Genomic DNA, 15,911 nt, shown 5'->3' with positions numbered 1-15,911 from the left:
CCCATACCGATAACAACACTCGCTCAGGAGACACCAAGGTGACCCAACCCTCCTCCTTCCCAACCCACCAGGATGTGCACTATCTGGGTGGGGTCGGCGACTGGATAACCCATCACGCCACCCAGGATCCGCAACGCATGGCGCTGGTGTTCGGCGATCTGAGATTGACCTACTCGGAGCTGAACCAGCGCATTAATCGGCTCGCCAACGCCCTTACCGATCTCGGCGTCGGCAAGGGCGACCGTGTCGCCTTGCTGATGCTCAACGGCAACCACTTCATCGAGAGCTTTTTCGCCTGCGCCAAGCTGGGCGCCATCGCCCTGCCTCTGAACTACCGCCTCAGTGCCGAGGAAATCGGCTTCATCCTCGGCGACGCCGGCGCCACCGTGTTGCTCTACCAGCCGGCCCTGGCGGATCTGTTCCGCCCGATTCGCCAGAGCTCCGCCCTGCGTCACGGCATCGCCACCGAAGGCGAGGCGGAACCGGGAGATCACCACTATGACGCCCTGCTCGACGCCGCGCCCGCCAGCGAGCCCGGGGTGCCGTTGAATCAGAACGATCCACTGATGATGATGTACACCTCCGGCACCACCGGCAAACCCAAGGGCGCCCTGCTCAGCCACGGCAATCCGACCTGGCTGACCGCCGACATGGTCGCCAGCGACGCGGCCATCAGCCGTGACAGCGTGATCCTGACGATCGCCCCGCTGTTTCATATCGGCGGGCTCGCCGTGCATACCCTGCCGGCCTTGAATATCGGCGCCCAGGTGGTGCTGCACGCGCAGTTCGATCCACGACACACGCTGGCCACGGTACAGGAGGAACGAATCACGGAACTGTTCCTGCTGCCGGCCATGTGGCAGGCACTGAGTCAGTTACCCAACGTCGACGACTACGATTTGTCTTCCCTGCGCAGCCTGCTTTCCGGCGGCGCGCCTTGCCCCATACCGGTGATCGAGTTCTTCCAAAAACGGGGCCTGGCCTTTCAGGAAGGGTTCGGCATGACCGAGACCTGCGCCGGTGCCTGCATCCTCGGCAGCGCCGACGCGGTGCGCAAAAACGGCTCGGTGGGCAAGCCCCTGGTGTACGTGCAGATGCGCATCGTCGACGAAAACGACCAGGATGTGGCGACCGGCGAGGTGGGCGAACTGATCCTGCGCGGCCCGACCATGTTCCTGGGCTATTGGGGGCGACCGGACGCCACCGAGGAGGCCTGCCGCAACGGCTGGTTCCACTCCGGTGACCTGGCCCGCCGTGACGAGGAAGGCTTCTATTACATCGTCGACCGGAAGAAGGACATGCTGATTTCCGGTGGCGAAAACGTCTACCCCACCGAAGTGGAGCAGGTGCTCTACAAACACGAGCAGGTGCTGGAAGTGGCGGTGATCGGCGTCCCCGATGACAAATGGGGCGAAGTGCCCATGGCGGTGGTGGTCCCCAGGGACGGCCAGACGCCGACACTGGAATCCCTGCGTGACTTCTGCGACGGCAAACTGGGCCGTTTCAAGATTCCCAAACACCTGGCTCTGGTGGACGAACTGCCCCGCAACGCCACTGGAAAAATACTTAAACGCACCCTGCGCGACCGGTTCACCGGCGCCTGATCCCGGACGCCGTCTCGCGCCGTCCCAAGCCTGGAGTAAGTAATGAACGCAGTCAGCAGTCCGTTCTATACCGAAGAGCACGAAGCCTACCGCGACACGCTGCGCGCCTTCGTCGGCAAGGAACTGGAACCCCACGCGGCGCAATGGGATGAGGAAGGCACCTTTCCCCGTGAGCTGTACCGCAAAGCCGCCGAGGTCGGCCTGTTCGCGGCCGGTTATCCGGAGCAGTACGGCGGTCTGGATCTGGATTTGTTCTACATGTTGATCAATGCCCAGGAACTGGCCCGCGCCGGTGTCGGTGGCCTCCACGCCAGCCTGATGAGCCACCACATCGGCCTGCCGCCGATCATCCGCGCCGGCCTCCCGGCGTTAAAGGACAAATGGGTGCCGGCGGTGCTTCGCGGTGACAAGATCAGCGCCCTGGCGATTACCGAACCGGGCGGCGGCTCGGACGTGGCGGCGTTGACCACCACCGCCCGACGTGACGGCGACCATTATGTCGTCAACGGCAGCAAAACCTTTATTACCTCGGGGATGCGCGCCGATATTTATACCGTGGCGGTGCGCACTGGCGAGCCCGGCCACAAGGGCATTTCCCTGCTCGCCATCGAGCGCGACACACCCGGATTCACCCGCACCCAGTTGGAGAAAAAAATGGGCTGGTGGTGCTCCGACACCGCCACCCTGTATTTCGACAATTGCCGGGTGCCGGTGGAAAACCTGCTGGGCGAGGAGAACCAGGGTTCCAAGCTGATCATGCAGAATTTCAATAGCGAGCGGCTGTTCATGGCCGCCGCCTGTACCGCCTACGCGCGGGTCTGCCTGGAGGAGATGATCGAGTACGGCCAGCAGCGCAGGACCTTCGGCAAAGCCCTGATGGAACATCAGGTGATCCGCCATAAAGTGGCGGACATGTGCATGCGCATCAACGCCACTCAGGCCTATCTGGAACAACTGACGTGGCGGGTGCAGAACGGTCAGAACCCGGTGGCGGACGTCTGTCTGCTGAAAAACCAGGCGACCCGGACCATGGAATACTGCGCCCGCGAAGCGGTGCAGACCCTCGGCGGCGCCGGTTATCTGCGCGGCTGCAAGTCGGAAAGAATCTACCGGGAGGTCCGCGTCAACGCCATCGGTGGTGGCGCCGAGGAAATCATGCGCGACCTGGCCGTGCGGCAAATGGGACTGTAGTAATGGGTGAAAGACTATGAGCAAAACGATCCGCATCGGCGGCGCTTCCGGCTACTGGGGCGATACCGCCATTGGCCCCGTGCAGTTGATTCGCCAGGGGCAGGTGGACTACCTGATCTTCGACTATCTGGCGGAAATCACCATGTCGATTCTGGCCAAGGCCCAGGCCCGCGACCCGGCCCTGGGCTATGCCACCGATTTCATTGAACGGGTGATGGTGCCTTTGCTGCCGGAGATCCACCGCCAGGGCATCAAGGTGATCGCCAACGCCGGCGGCGTGAATCTGACCGCCTGCCGCCAGGCTTTGGAGAAGGTGGCGGCTGATGCCGGCCTGCCTTTGCGCATCGGCACCGTGGAAGGCGACAACCTGCTCCCTCAAGTGGAATCGGTACGTGCTCTTGGTCCCACCGAACTGGACACCGGCGCCCCGTTACCCGCCAAACTGATGAGTATGAACGCCTATCTGGGCGCCTTCCCGATCGCCGCCGCCCTCGATGCCGGCGCCGACATCGTGCTCACCGGCCGTTGCGTGGACAGTGCCCTGGCGGTGGGCCCACTGATCCACGAATTCGGCTGGCGGCCGGACGAGTATGACCGCCTCGCCGCCGGAGCCCTGGTGGGCCACGTGATCGAGTGCGGCGCCCAGGCCACCGGCGGTAATTACAGCGACTGGCCGGATACCGTGGACGGCTGGGACGACACCGGCTTCCCGGTCGCCGAGGTCTCCGCCAATGGCGCTTTCGTACTGACCAAACCCCGTGATACCGGCGGCACCGTCACCCCGTTCACCGCCGGCGAACAGATGCTCTATGAGATCGGTGATCCGGGCGCCTATGTGCTGCCGGACGTGATCGCGGATTTCCGCCAGGTGACCCTGGAACAGGACGGACCGGACCGGGTCCGCATCGAGGGCGCCCGGGGCCATGCCCCCACCGATACCTACAAGGTCAGCGCCACCTACGCCGACGGCTTCGGTTGTGTCGGCACCTTCGTTATCGCCGGACGCGACGCCGCCACCAAGGCCCGCCGGCAAGGGGAAGCGGTGCTGAAAAAAGTCCGCCGTCTGCTGGATCAGTCGGAATTGGGCGACTTCAGCAAAACCGCGATGCAACTGGTTGGCGCGGAAAGCAGCTACGGCGATCACGCCAGCGACAGTGCCCGGCAGGTGCGGGAGGTGGTACTGCGTCTGGGCGTGCACCATCCACGCCGGGAAGGGGTGGAACTGTTCTCCAAGGAATTCGTCGGCGCCGGCCTGTCCATGGCGCCGGGCATCACCGGCCTCAGCCCTGGGCGGCCGCGCCCCACGCCGATCGTGCGGCTGTTCTCGTTCCTGATCGACAAGGAGCGGGTGCCGGTACAGGTGGCGGTGGATGGGGAACCGGTATCTTTGGCGCAGGCAGCGGAGCGCGGCGGCGGCCGGCCGGTGGCCAGCCAGTCCGATCCGGCGCCGGCACTGGAAGATAGCGCGGTCAAGGTGCCACTGTATCGCCTGGCCGTGGCACGCAGCGGCGATAAAGGCGACCACGCCAATATCGGAGTCATCGCCCGGCGGCCGGAATATCTGCCGGCACTGCGCGCGGCGCTCACCGAGGACGCGGTCGCCGAACGCTTCTCCCATACTCTCAAGGGCAAGGTGGAGCGCTTCGATCTGCCCGGCAGCCACGCCATGAACTTTCTGTTGCGCCACGCTCTGGACGGCGGCGGTGTCGCCTCCCTGCACCTGGACGCGCAGGCCAAGACCTATGCCCAGGTGTTACTGGATATGGAAATCCCGGTGCCCAAAGGACTGCTGCCCGGCAGCTGAGAGGCCGTACCGGCACGCCATTGCCGCCTCCCACGGAAAGCGCTACGAAGCCACTGTGGAAGACTGCCTTGGCAGCGAAAAGGTCCCGAGATCAAACTCACGCCGGATTCGCTGGCGAGCCAGCTTCCCACAGGGAGCCACGACACCACCGTGGGAAACCGTCTCAGGCCGACCGCGGGCCAAGCAGAATAATGCCGGCGCCGGCCAGGCAAACCGCCGCGCCGATCAGATCCCAACGATCCGGCGCGCGCTGCTCCACCACCCACAGCCACAACAGCGACGTCGCGATATAGACACCGCCATAGGCGGCGTAGGCACGCCCGGCGTAGTCGGCGTCCACCAAACTCAGCAACCAGGCAAACGCCGCCAGACTGAGCATCCCCGGCACCAGCCAGAGCACCGAGCGATCCAGCCGCCACCAGGCCCAGAATGAGAAGCACCCGGCGATCTCCGCCAGTGCCGCCGCCAGGTATACCAGCGGCGTCACCGCGCCAACTCCGCCGCCTCGCACAACGCCTCCAGGGTCGCCTGCAAACCCTGGCAAACGCCGGCTTCCGGCGCCACCATCAACAACCAGGACAATGCCGATACCGGCTGATCCGTGGGCGGCGCCCCCTGAGTCATATCCGCCAGTTGATTCAATAGCAGGCGCTCCGCCTCCAGTTCCGCCTCCTGGATCTGCCGTTTCAGCTCCCGCGCCCAGCTCTCGGCGGCGGCCCGGCGGCGCACCTCCCGCAGCGGCCGCAGATAATCCTTCTCCATGGTCTCCGCCCGTGCCAGCAAACGCCGGCCCAGGGCCGCGTCCGCCGGACTGGGCCGGCGACTCAGCCACAGCGCCGCCAGCACCGCCGCCACCGGCACCTGATACTCATCCTGCAGGCGCAGGCACAAGCGCTCCACATCCGCTCGTCGCCACAAACGCAGCGCGAAAGTCCAAAGCGAGTCCTCGGTCATCGGCAGTCCTTCAGTTGCGCGCGGCCATACCCTACACTGCGCCGGTTTCCACTCAATTGTCGCTGAGTCCTTATACCATGCTCTCCCTGGAACACATCAACCTGCGCCGTGGCACCAGCCTGCTGCTGGAAGACGCCAATTTCACTCTGCATCAGGGTCAGAGAGTCGGATTGGTGGGCAAGAACGGCAGCGGCAAAAGCTCCCTGTTCAAGTTGATCAGCGGCGAGCTGGACACCGACGCCGGCCAGTTATTCCGCCCCGCCGACTGGCGTCTGGCGATGATGGCCCAGGAAGTCCCGGCCCTGCCCCAACCGGCCATCGACTATGTTCTGGACGGCCACCAGGAGCTGCGCGACGCCGAGCGGGAGCTGGCCCGCGCCCAGGACAACGACGACAGCCACGCCATGGCCCACGCCCATGCCCGCCTGGACACCCTGCGTGCCTGGGAGCAGCCGGCCCGCGCCGCCACCCTGCTGGCCGGGCTGGGATTCAGTGAAGCGCAACAGCAACAGCCGGTCAGCGCCTTTTCCGGCGGCTGGCGCATGCGTCTGAATCTGGCCCAGGTGCTGCTCGCCAACGCCGATCTGGTGCTGCTCGACGAGCCCACCAACCACCTGGATCTGGACGCCATTCTCTGGTTGCAGCAATGGCTGGTGCAGCAGCCCGGCGCCTTGATGGTGATTTCCCACGACCGCGCTTTTCTCGACGCCACCGTGGGCGAGATCCTGCACATCGACCAGGGGCGGCTCAAGCGCTATACCGGCACTTATTCGGACTTCGAACGGCAACGGGCGGAACAGCTCTCGCAACAACAAAAGCTGTACGAGAAGCAGCAGACCCAGATTGCTCATTTGCAGAAATTCGTGGACCGCTTCAAGGCCAAGGCATCCAAGGCGAAACAGGCGCAGAGCCGGGTAAAAGCGCTGGAAAAGCTGGAGCGTATTGCCCCGGCCCATGTGGATTCCGCGTTCCGCTTCTCGTTTCACACGCCCAAGCGGCTGCCGGATCCGATGATCGACCTGGAAGGGGTCGGCTGCGGTTACGACGGTCAGCCAGTGCTCACCAATGTCACCCTGAATCTGCGCCCGGAATCCCGGCTCGGTCTGCTTGGCCAGAACGGCGCCGGCAAGTCCACCCTGATCCGCACCCTGGTGGGCGAGCTGCCGGCCATCGGCGGCCATCTGTTGCACGGCCCGGACCTGGTAATCGGTTACTTCCATCAACAACAGGTGGACCGGCTGGACGCCAAGGACACCCCTTACCAGCTGCTCAACCGCGAATATCCGCAATGGAGCGAACAGCAGATTCGCAATGAGCTGGGCGGCTTCGGTTTTCATGGCGACGAGGTGTTCGCCCCGATCGGCCGTTTTTCCGGCGGCGAGAAGGCGCGTTTGGCGCTGTCACTGATCGTGCAGCGGAAACCGTCGCTGCTGCTGCTCGACGAACCCGCCAACCACCTGGATCTGGATATGCGCGAAGCGCTGACCATGGCGCTGCAGGACTTCGCCGGCGCCGTGGTACTGGTTTCCCACGACCGCCATCTGCTGGAAACCACCGTCGACGAGTTTCTGCTGGTGGCGGACGGCGGCGTGCGCCCCTTCGATGGCGACCTGGATGACTACGCCCGCTGGCTGCAACAAGCCCGCCGCGATGAGCAGGCCGAAGCGAAAGCGGACGACACCCGGACACCGGTACGCGATGACGCCAAACAGCGGCGCCAAGACGCGGCCCGCCGCCGCGAACAGCTGCGGCCGTTGAAGAAAACGGTGGAGAAATACGAGCAGCGGCTGGAAGTCGCTGGCCGGGAACTGGCCGAGGTGGAAATGCTGCTGGGTGATGAGGGCTTGTATACCGACAGCGCACGCAAACAGGAGCTGGCCGATCTGCTCGCCCGCCAGGGGCAACTGCGCAACGAGAAGGAAGAACAGGAAATGGCGCTGCTGGAAGCGATGGAAGCCTTGGAAGAGGCGGAAAAGGCAGTGAACAGTTAACAAAGAGAGCTACGAAGCCGCTGTGGGAGCTTGCCTGCAAGCGAATGGACTTCCGGGCCCCAAGATTCGCTTGCAGGCAAGCTCCCACAGCGGCTTCGTAGTGATCTCGGTCCCCCGGCCTCAGGCGAACAAAGCGCCGGGGCGGCCCTCCTGAATCAGGGCTTCACCGAGCAAGGCCAACCAGGCATCCTCGTCCCCGCCGGAAGACAGCGTCCACAACCAACGCCCTTCCGAGTCGAGCGCTTCCAGCGCGGTCAGCACCCGGCCCGGTCCCGGGCGGCGCAGACGCCACACCGATGCCACCCGTCCCATATCGAGACTGATCAGGGTGCCGTTATGGGCCAGATGACATTGCCCTTGCTGCCAACGTGGCGAAGACCAGGGCGCGCTCAGGCACAACCTGACGCCACGGTTACCGGTACACACCGTCAATGGCGTGGCGCGCTCGGCGGCCAGAGACAATAGTGACGGTACCGTTTCACTGCGTATCGGACAGGCGAACTTGTCTCGCACCGCCTGATACAACACCTGCCGGCGATCCCCCACCTGGCGCAGTAGTTCCTCGAACGCGTCCTCGTCGCTTTGCGACCAGCGTCGTTCCCAATCCATGAGCGAGCCTGTCGGGCGGTGCGGCGCACGAACAGCGAGCGGGCAGCCCAATTGCTGCTGATCCGGATGCAGCATGGCGCAGACCAGTTCCTCGAAGGCCAGGCCGCCGCTTTCCGGCGCCACCGCCATTTGTTGTACCGGCTCACCGTAGTCGTCGAAAAACAGCAGGCTGCGTGCCGGCAGATCCGCCACCGGTGCCAGTACCGCCAGCACCGAGCGCCATTGGCGAACGTCCAGTTCCTGACGCATGCGGCACTGCTCACCGCGGCAGTCCAGCCCAGGGCTGGAACCGGTCAGGGCCGGATAGCGTATTGACTGGGAGACCCGGCCGCCGCTGGCGAAAGTGGTTACCACCAGGGAACCAAGCCGATAGAGCCCTTTGAGAATCGCCATGGGCTCTTCCTGGAGCCTCAGTACGCGATCACCCAGGGCGGCACGACAATGTCGCAGGGTCGCCGACTGGGCAGTGCCGCCTATGGCCATTACCGTCACGATCCTACCTCCAAGGTACGCGAAGAAATTAGGGTGTGGGCAGCTGGCGGCGGCTGGCTTTCCACAGTCAGGGAGAACTGTCGGGGGCCACGGGCGTGGCCGGCATTCTGGTTAGTCAGAATCAAGCTACTTGGTCAGAATCAAGCGGTCATTGGCGGTGCGCCGTAACAGGTAACGCTCGCCGCCGTGCTCGATCCAGAGTTTGCCATCGGCGTTGAGCAAGGCACGGCTGGCGACGCTGTCTTCCTGTACGGCGATGCGTCGACCACTGCGAGTGGCGATGGTCACCGGTTTTTTCCATTGCGACATGGCGGGCTCCTGTTCGCTCATCCTTTAACTGAGAATGATTATCATCACACCTCAATAGTGCCGTCAACCTTTGTTTACAAGAAATCCGACCCTCATCATCTCGCCGCGCCGTTCGATCCTGGTTACACTCGAAATCATGATGACATCGATAGCTGCTTCCGCCATTCGTACGCCGCAAGAAAAACTGGCTGCCATCCTCGACAGCCACCAACCCCGTCGCCTGCTCACCGTCAGCCTTAACCCGGTCCCGGTCGCCGAACACTGGTGCGACGATCATGATTGCGAGTTGATCCGCATCCAGGAACAAAACCCGTTCGAGGCTCTGGATCACATCGACCGGGTGGACATGGCGATCGTCGCCGATCAGTTGGAATACATGAGTCAGCGTGACGGTGAATCCTTGATCGGCCTGCTGCGCAACCTGCACACCGATTCCCTGGTGGCGGTCTACCAACCGCACCTGGCACCGGAAAAACTGCGCTGGCCCAGCAATGGCTTCCTCGCTCTGGGGTGCCGGGAGGAAGGTCATTTCGCTCACGATCAAAGAGAACTTCTGCTCTATAGCTACGACCTGGATTCGTACAATTTCAAACGCGCCTGGAATAATCCGCGCTTCTGGGCCAATCCGGAGAACTGGGGCAAGTATTGGTGGTGATCGAGGCCCACGAGCCGGGATTTATTCCCGGCCGGTAGCCAAGACCGCGCGCCTCAAGTAAGGTGACGCGCGACCCGTCCAGACATGCAGACCGATGATCTTCGAGCGCCTCAAGGAAGCCCTTTATTTCTGGCGACGCCACTTGGCCGCCCTGTTTCTGATCAGTGCCCCTTTCGCCCTGCTCGGTGAAGCCGCGCAGTGGGTGATGGGCCCGTTTCTGATGTTCGACGGGGATCAACTGACCGGCATCAATCTGAGCGTGGGCATGGTCATGCTGCTGATCCGGCCATTGGCGGAGGGCGCGCTGATCATGCAGCTGGCGTCGATACACCAGGGCCGTGCCCAGGGTGTGATCGCATGTACCCTGCCCGCGCTGATGCTGTACCCGGCACTGGTGCTGACCTACTTTCTGATCGGTATCGGCGTCACTCTGGGCTGGACGCTGCTGTTCTTCCCGGCTCTGTGGGTTTACACCCGCCTGTGCTTCGCCCCCTTCCGGGTCGTGTTGCACCGGCAGTCCCCGATCGCCGCCTTGCGTGGCGCCTTCCAGTACAGCGGCCCTTGCCAGTGGCCGCTGCTGGGCGCCATCCTCCTCACCGGGCTGATCATGTTCGGCCTGATCGGCCTGACCAATACCCTGTTCGTCGGTCTGCTTGGTGAAAGCGCCGGGGTCGGCCTGGTGATCAACGTGCTGGCCTCCCTGATCACCACTCTGATCAACGTCGTGGTATTCCGTTTCTGGCTGCTGAACGATCCCGGCACTCAGCAAGCCTGACCCTCAGCGGCCCCGCGGCACCCAGCGCAGGGCCCGGAATCCCTGGTTCACCAAAGCATCCCGCTCCAATACCCGCCGCACCCGCTCGCGGGTCAGCTCGGCGATGGTGGGCCAGCGAGCATCACCGGTGGGTTCGCTGCCCTGCACCAGGACGAAGCGGCGGCGGCTGTGCTGATCCCGGTTCAATTCCAACACCGCCTGCCCAGTGGTGCCGCTGCCGGCAAAGAAGTCCAGCACCAGATCCCTGGGGCCGGTGGCGATCTCGAGCAGAAAGCGGATCAAGCGGGTGGGCTTGGGATAGGAGAACGGCGCCTGACCGCCGAACAGGGCCTGCAGCTCCTGGGTACCGGAGCGCGCGGTGCCGTAGTGGTGCCCATCCAGCCAGGTCACCGGCACCTCGCCAAAAGGCGCTTTCTCGCGCAGGAATACTTTCAGTTGCGGCCGCCCCCTCCCGCGCCGCCCGAACAGGATGCGCTTCTGCCCGTTCAGCTCCTTGAACCGTTCCTCACCGGTACGCCAGCACCGTCCCTCCGGCGGCCAGAATGTTTCGCCGGTGTTTGGATTGGTGATCGCGTAGGTCAACCCCGGGCGGCGGTTGGGCGCGTCGAAGGGGTCCAGCTTCCAGGGGCCGCGCGGATCGTCATCCGGATTGCTGTAACGGTCATCGATCAACGGGCCGGGGCGCACCGCGAACCCGGGCAAACGATCCCATACTTCCTGATTACTGGCGGTCAGACGCCGCTGCTGGCGCCGCCGCGTCCGGGCATAGGCAAGGATGTATTCGTGCTGCACGCTGAGATCGGTGTCGTTTTGCCGTGAGGTGCGCGACTGCCAGGGAAAAGTGGCGACGAAATTGTCCGGGCCGAAGATCTCGTCGAGAATCAGGCGCAGAGTGTGTACCTCGTGATCATCGATGCTGACGAACAGTACCCCGTCATCACGCAACAGCTCCCGCGCCAGCAGCAGCCGCGGGTACATCATGTTCAGCCAGCGGGCATGCAGGCGGCCACTGTCATCGTTCTCGCCGATGTCACCGGCCAGGGCCAGATAGGCGGCCACGGAATGGCGATAATTGTCCGGATACAGAAAGCCTCGGCCGGTATTATAGGGCGGATCGATATAGATCATTTTCACCTGGCCGCGCAGGTCCGGCTGCAGATGATGGAGCACCGCCAGGTTGTCGCCCTCGATGATGCGATGAGGGGCCGCCCCGCCGGTCAGCGGCGGCCGCTCCAGGTGTTCCAGACGGCCAGCGGGCACCCGGGCCAGCTCGGCAAGCATGGCCTCCTTGCCTGGCCAGTAAAGGCCGAAACCGCCATTGTCACGAGGGTCGTTGAGGGAAAATCCGGTTTGCGAATTTGCAAAATCATTCTTGCTGGAAGGTCTATAATAAAAATTACGAACAGCAGCCCCATCCATATCCATCAGTGCTCACTTCGCTCTTTAATTACCGACTTTTCCACGGCCCTCCGTGGAGTAACCGTAGCACGAAGCAGAGCATTTTGGTTTGCATAAACGCAATATGGAAATAAATTAGAGCGACCGGCAAGTCACCGCCTTGCAGTTCAACAAATGTGACGCAGCTCTCTTTGCTCAATTGCAAATGTCGCTCTTTGCGATGTTGCAATTATGTCATTGCGCCCCGGACATCGGCCTATGAAACTTTCATCATGGATATCGGGGCACTACTCAAGGAACGGCGCGAGCGCCGCAAAGAAACTCTGGAAGAGGTGGCGTTTCGCGCGGGCACCGATCCGGGCAATTTGTCCCGCATCGAGCGCAACCGGCAGGATCTTTCCGTCAATCGTCTGATCAAACTGTGTGAAGCCCTGGAAATAAGCCTTTCCGAGTTCTTCGCGGAGCTGGAGAAACGAGACGGCGGCAACCGGCTCAGCGATCCCACCGCGGCTTTCGACAAGGAAACCCGCTGGCTGCTGAAGACGATCAAGACCGTCCCGCCGACCCGGCGGCGCCTGATTCTGGAAATCACCGAGACCATCGCCAAAAGCGGCCGGCTGGCTTGAGCACGATTTCCCTTGCGCAATGGCAAGAGCATCTGCTCTATTATTGCATAAATGCAAATTCGCTCTTTTGCATTCTTGCAAATAGGTCATGGCGGGCAAAAGAGCGCTTCCCGACACTTATTCCATGGACACGGATATCGGCGGCATCTTGAAAAGGCGGCGGCTTAGCCGCAACGAAACTCTCGAGGACGTGGCGTTCCGGGCGGACACCGACGCGGGCAATCTGTCGCGCATCGAGCGCAATCGGCAGGACGTCACGGTACAGCGGCTGGGGCGGCTTTGCGACGCCCTGGAAATAACGCTGGCGGACTTCTTTCAGGAACTGCAAGGCCGTAGCGGCGCTGCCTTGAGCGATCCCGCAGCGGCCTTCGACAAACATACCCGGGAATTACTGTCGGTGGTGGGCACCATGAGCCCGGCGGACCGTATCACGCTGGTGGAAATGGCCCGGGTCCTGGCCAAACGCACGCCCGCTGCCCGCCGCCGTCAGCGGCGGTCAAAAACCACGAAGTCGTAATCGTAAGGGTTCGGCCCTTCCGCTTTGAAGGACTCCCGGCCCCGCTCCACCCACTGTGACCGGTCCCATTGCGGGAACCAGGCGTCCCCATCCACCTCCGCCTGCACTTCGGTGATGTAGAGCCGGTCCGCCCGGGGCAGCGCCAGAGCATAGATCTGCGCGCCACCCAGAATCATCACTTCGTCCTGACCGTCGATGAACGCCACGTTCTCCGCCAGCGCCAGAGCCTGATCCAGATCCGCCACCACCCTGGCGCCCTCGGCCTGATAGTCCGGATCCCGGCTGATGACGATATTGGTACGGCCCGGTAATGGCCGCCCCAGAGATTCCCAGGTCAGCCGCCCCATCACCACCGGTTTGCCCAGGGTGGTGCGCTTGAAGTACTTGAGATCGTTGGGCAGATACCAGGGCAGCTTGTTGTCGCGGCCGATCACCCGATTACGGGCCATGGCCACGATCATCGCCACTCGCACGCCTTGTTCATTGCTTGCCTTCATACCGCGATCGGCGCCTTGATCAGGGGGTGGGGGTCATAGCCTTCCAGGGTGAAGTCCTCATAACGGAAGGCGAACAGATCACGCACCCGCGGATTGAGATGCATGGTGGGCAGAGCGCGGGGCTCCCGCGCCAATTGCGTATCCGCCTGTTCCAGGTGATTGCTGTAGAGATGGGCGTCGCCCAGGGTGTGCACGAACACCCCCGGCTGCAGATCACAGACCTGGGCCATCATCAGGGTCAGCAGTGCATAGGAAGCGATGTTGAAGGGCACGCCCAGGAACACGTCGCCACTGCGCTGATAAAGCTGGCAACTGAGCCGGCCGTCGGACACGTAGAACTGGAACAGGCAATGGCAGGGCGGCAGCGCCTGCCGGCCTTGCGCCGCGTTCTGATCCGGAGACACCGCCGGATCCGGCAACACCGCCGGATTCCAGGCGCTCACGATCAGCCGCCGGGAATCCGGATTGCGGCGAATCTCGTCCACCACTTCACTGATCTGGTCGATGACACGGCCGTCCGGCGTCGCCCAGGAACGCCACTGCGCCCCGTACACCGGCCCCAGGTCTCCCTCTTCGGTGGCCCACTCATCCCAGATCGACACCCCGTTGTCCTTCAAATAGCCGATGTTGGTATCACCGGCCAGGAACCACAGCAACTCATGGATGATGGACTTGAGATGCACCTTCTTGGTGGTCAGCAACGGGAAGCCGTCGCGCAGATCGAAGCGCATCTGATAACCGAACAGGGACAAGGTACCAGTACCGGTACGATCCCCTTTCTGAATGCCGTGCTCACGCACTTCGCGCAACAGATCGAGATATTGCTTCATGCCGCCGCTCTCCGTTGATCATGTCGATACGCCCAGACCACCATGGCGGCGCCGATCAGCACCATGGGGAGGCTCAACAGCATGCCCATGGTCAGCCAGCCGCCGGCCAGGTAACCGATGTGCGCATCCGGCTCGCGGAAGAATTCCACCAGTATCCGCGAAAGCCCGTAGCCAATGCCAAACAAGCCGGTGACCGAACCCGCCGGTCGCGGTTTGGCGGAGTAGATCCACAGCACCAGGAACAACACCACGCCTTCCAGAAAAAACTCATAGAGCTGGGAAGGATGGCGCGGCACGCCCATGGGGTCGGAGGGGAAGACCATGGCCCAGGGCATGTCCGAGGCGCGCCCCCACAGTTCGCCGTTGATGAAGTTACCGAAACGACCGGCACCCAGACCGATGGGCACCACCGGCACGGCGAAATCCGCCACCTGGAAATAGCGCTTGCCGGTGCGGCGGGCGAACAGCCAGAACGCGAACAGCACGCCCAGGGCGCCGCCATGGAAGCTCATGCCGCCGGTCCAGATCTGGAACAACCACAGCGGGTTGTCGAGAAACCGGTCGAAACCATAGAACAGAACGTAGCCCACGCGGCCGCCGAGGATCACACCCAGCGCCGCGTAGAACAGCAGGTCACTGACCTGCTGCCGGGTCCAGCCGCTGCCGGGCCGGTCCGCTCGCGTCTTCGCCAGCCACCAGCCGCCGGCGAAGCCGATCATGTACATCACCCCGTACCAGTGAATCTGCAACGGCCCCAGGGAGACCAGCACGGGATCGATTTGCGGGAAGGTCATCAAAGGCTCCCTAACCAAGCATCAGTTCAGTGCCGATCACGATCAGCACCACGGCGAAAATACGCTTCAGAGTGGCGGAGGGCAGGCGGTGACTGAGCCGCGCCCCCACCCGTGCCATCGGAAAACTGGTGACGACGATGGCCAGCGCCGCCGGAAAATACACATAGCCCAGTGCCCATTCCGGCAATTCCGGCTTGCCCCAGCCGGTGACCATGAAGCCCAGCGTGCCGGCCAGCGCGATGGGCAGCCCGCAGGCGGCGGAGATCGCCACCGCATTTTGCATCGGCAACCGGCACCAGGACAAAAACGGGACGGTCAGCGAACCGCCACCGATACCAAACAGACTGGAGATGGTGCCGATCACACCGCCGGCCCCGGCAAGACCGGCGCTTCCCGGCACCCGTTCCTCGCCCTGTTGCTGCTTGCGGCGGCCGCTGAGCAGCATCTGCAACGCCACCAGTACCGCGAACACGCCGAACAACCGGGTCAGCATCGGGCCGGACAGGCGGTCGGCGATGACCGCGCCGATCAGCGCTCCCACCACGATACCGACACCGAGCCGAAACGCCACCGGCCAGCGCACGAAGCCGGCCCGGTGGTGGGTGTGCACGGAACTGATCGAGGTGACGATGATAGTGCAAAGCGAGGTACCCACCGCCAATTGGGCCACCACCTGAGGGTCGATGCCCATGGCGTGATAAAGGTAAATCAGCGGCGGCACGATCACCACACCACCGCCGAGCCCCAGGGCGCCGCCCAACAGGCCGGCGAACACACCGATCAGGGCACAGATCAAAAACAGGGTCATGGTAGGCCCATTCCTCTGGTAAACAGGTCAGGCAAACAGATAAAGCGCCGCGCCACC

The 15,911-nt window shown here is 63.3% G+C and carries 17 protein-coding genes; 8 read left to right on the top strand and 9 right to left on the bottom strand.

The window, feature by feature from the left end; all coding sequences use genetic code 11:
- Window positions 1–38 precede the first annotated feature (38 nt).
- The 3 genes from CRO06_RS06905 to CRO06_RS06895 are packed head-to-tail and all read left to right on the top strand — an operon-like array spanning window position 39 to window position 4,599.
- Window positions 39–1,604 carry an acyl-CoA synthetase gene (locus CRO06_RS06905; RefSeq protein WP_199466590.1) on the top strand — a complete coding sequence of 522 codons (1,566 nt, stop codon included), beginning with the start codon at window positions 39–41 and terminating at the stop codon, window positions 1,602–1,604.
- Window positions 1,605–1,646: 42 nt separating this feature from the next.
- A complete protein-coding gene (locus CRO06_RS06900) occupies window positions 1,647–2,795 on the top strand; it encodes an acyl-CoA dehydrogenase family protein (protein WP_097058071.1) in 1,149 nt (382 codons plus the stop codon).
- Between the two features lie 16 nt (window positions 2,796–2,811).
- Window positions 2,812–4,599, top strand: coding sequence for an acyclic terpene utilization AtuA family protein (locus CRO06_RS06895; protein WP_097058070.1), 1,788 nt, complete (start codon window positions 2,812–2,814; stop codon window positions 4,597–4,599).
- Between the two features lie 163 nt (window positions 4,600–4,762).
- On the opposite strand, the gene CRO06_RS06890 is transcribed toward CRO06_RS06895, so the two are convergent.
- Together CRO06_RS06890 and CRO06_RS06885 are read right to left on the bottom strand one after the other, a co-directional pair.
- Window positions 4,763–5,086, bottom strand: coding sequence for a YnfA family protein (locus CRO06_RS06890; RefSeq protein ID WP_097058069.1), 324 nt, complete (start codon window positions 5,084–5,086; stop codon window positions 4,763–4,765).
- Entirely contained in the window at window positions 5,083–5,553 is a 471-nt protein-coding gene (locus CRO06_RS06885) for a TIGR02444 family protein (RefSeq protein WP_097058068.1), read from the bottom strand. The genes CRO06_RS06890 and CRO06_RS06885 overlap by 4 nt, the downstream gene beginning before the upstream one ends.
- 77 nt (window positions 5,554–5,630) lie before the next feature.
- On the opposite strand from CRO06_RS06885, the gene CRO06_RS06880 reads away from it, so the two are divergent.
- Window positions 5,631–7,544 carry an ATP-binding cassette domain-containing protein gene (locus tag CRO06_RS06880; RefSeq protein ID WP_097058067.1) on the top strand — a complete coding sequence of 638 codons (1,914 nt, stop codon included), beginning with the start codon at window positions 5,631–5,633 and terminating at the stop codon, window positions 7,542–7,544.
- 120 nt (window positions 7,545–7,664) lie between these two features.
- On the opposite strand, the gene CRO06_RS06875 is transcribed toward CRO06_RS06880, so the two are convergent.
- Window positions 7,665–8,546 (bottom strand): ChuX/HutX family heme-like substrate-binding protein, encoded by an 882-nt coding sequence (locus tag CRO06_RS06875; RefSeq protein ID WP_244902789.1) that lies wholly within the window; start codon window positions 8,544–8,546, stop codon window positions 7,665–7,667.
- 225 nt (window positions 8,547–8,771) lie between these two features.
- On the bottom strand, window positions 8,772–8,954 hold the full coding sequence (hemP, locus tag CRO06_RS06870) for a hemin uptake protein HemP (RefSeq protein ID WP_014992841.1): 183 nt from the start codon (window positions 8,952–8,954) through the stop codon (window positions 8,772–8,774).
- Between the two features lie 136 nt (window positions 8,955–9,090).
- Here hemP and CRO06_RS06865 point away from each other — a divergent pair, with 136 nt between their 5' ends.
- The gene (locus tag CRO06_RS06865; RefSeq protein ID WP_026948446.1) at window positions 9,091–9,609 is read left to right on the top strand and encodes a DUF6231 family protein; all 519 of its coding nucleotides are present in this window, start codon (window positions 9,091–9,093) and stop codon (window positions 9,607–9,609) included.
- A gap of 94 nt (window positions 9,610–9,703) precedes the next feature.
- A complete protein-coding gene (locus CRO06_RS06860) occupies window positions 9,704–10,384 on the top strand; it encodes a hypothetical protein (RefSeq protein WP_097058065.1) in 681 nt (226 codons plus the stop codon).
- Between the two features lie 3 nt (window positions 10,385–10,387).
- Here the strand turns inward: CRO06_RS06860 and CRO06_RS06855 are convergent, their stop codons facing one another.
- Window positions 10,388–11,665, bottom strand: a complete 1,278-nt coding sequence (locus CRO06_RS06855) for a site-specific DNA-methyltransferase (protein ID WP_179746509.1) — start codon at window positions 11,663–11,665, stop codon at window positions 10,388–10,390.
- Window positions 11,666–12,054: 389 nt separating this feature from the next.
- On the opposite strand from CRO06_RS06855, the gene CRO06_RS06850 reads away from it, so the two are divergent.
- Both CRO06_RS06850 and CRO06_RS06845 read left to right on the top strand, forming a co-directional pair.
- Window positions 12,055–12,408: a helix-turn-helix domain-containing protein gene (locus CRO06_RS06850; RefSeq protein ID WP_022996872.1), complete on the top strand. Its 354-nt coding sequence runs from the start codon at window positions 12,055–12,057 to the stop codon at window positions 12,406–12,408.
- 88 nt (window positions 12,409–12,496) lie between these two features.
- Window positions 12,497–12,925: a helix-turn-helix domain-containing protein gene (locus CRO06_RS06845; protein WP_244902788.1), complete on the top strand. Its 429-nt coding sequence runs from the start codon at window positions 12,497–12,499 to the stop codon at window positions 12,923–12,925.
- Here the strand turns inward: CRO06_RS06845 and CRO06_RS06840 are convergent.
- From CRO06_RS06840 to CRO06_RS06825, 4 genes are read right to left on the bottom strand one after another with little or no spacing between them, the layout of a single operon-like run.
- Window positions 12,895–13,422 carry a dihydrofolate reductase gene (locus CRO06_RS06840; RefSeq protein ID WP_097058063.1) on the bottom strand — a complete coding sequence of 176 codons (528 nt, stop codon included), beginning with the start codon at window positions 13,420–13,422 and terminating at the stop codon, window positions 12,895–12,897. The genes CRO06_RS06845 and CRO06_RS06840 overlap by 31 nt on opposite strands.
- Window positions 13,419–14,252 carry a thymidylate synthase gene (locus CRO06_RS06835; protein WP_026948442.1) on the bottom strand — a complete coding sequence of 278 codons (834 nt, stop codon included), beginning with the start codon at window positions 14,250–14,252 and terminating at the stop codon, window positions 13,419–13,421. Before CRO06_RS06835 ends, CRO06_RS06840 begins: the two co-directional genes overlap by 4 nt.
- The gene (gene lgt, locus CRO06_RS06830; RefSeq protein WP_218839877.1) at window positions 14,249–15,046 is read right to left on the bottom strand and encodes a prolipoprotein diacylglyceryl transferase; all 798 of its coding nucleotides are present in this window, start codon (window positions 15,044–15,046) and stop codon (window positions 14,249–14,251) included. Before lgt ends, CRO06_RS06835 begins: the two co-directional genes overlap by 4 nt.
- Window positions 15,047–15,056: 10 nt before the next feature.
- Window positions 15,057–15,854: a sulfite exporter TauE/SafE family protein gene (locus tag CRO06_RS06825; protein WP_022996877.1), complete on the bottom strand. Its 798-nt coding sequence runs from the start codon at window positions 15,852–15,854 to the stop codon at window positions 15,057–15,059.
- Between the last annotated feature and the right edge of the window lie 57 nt (window positions 15,855–15,911).

The sequence above is a fragment of the Alloalcanivorax xenomutans genome, from assembly GCF_900217905.1.
GTDB lineage: Bacteria > Pseudomonadota > Gammaproteobacteria > Pseudomonadales > Alcanivoracaceae > Alloalcanivorax > Alloalcanivorax xenomutans.
The sequence above is the reverse complement of the archived record's forward strand: the minus strand, read 5'-3'. Positions and strand labels throughout refer to the sequence as shown.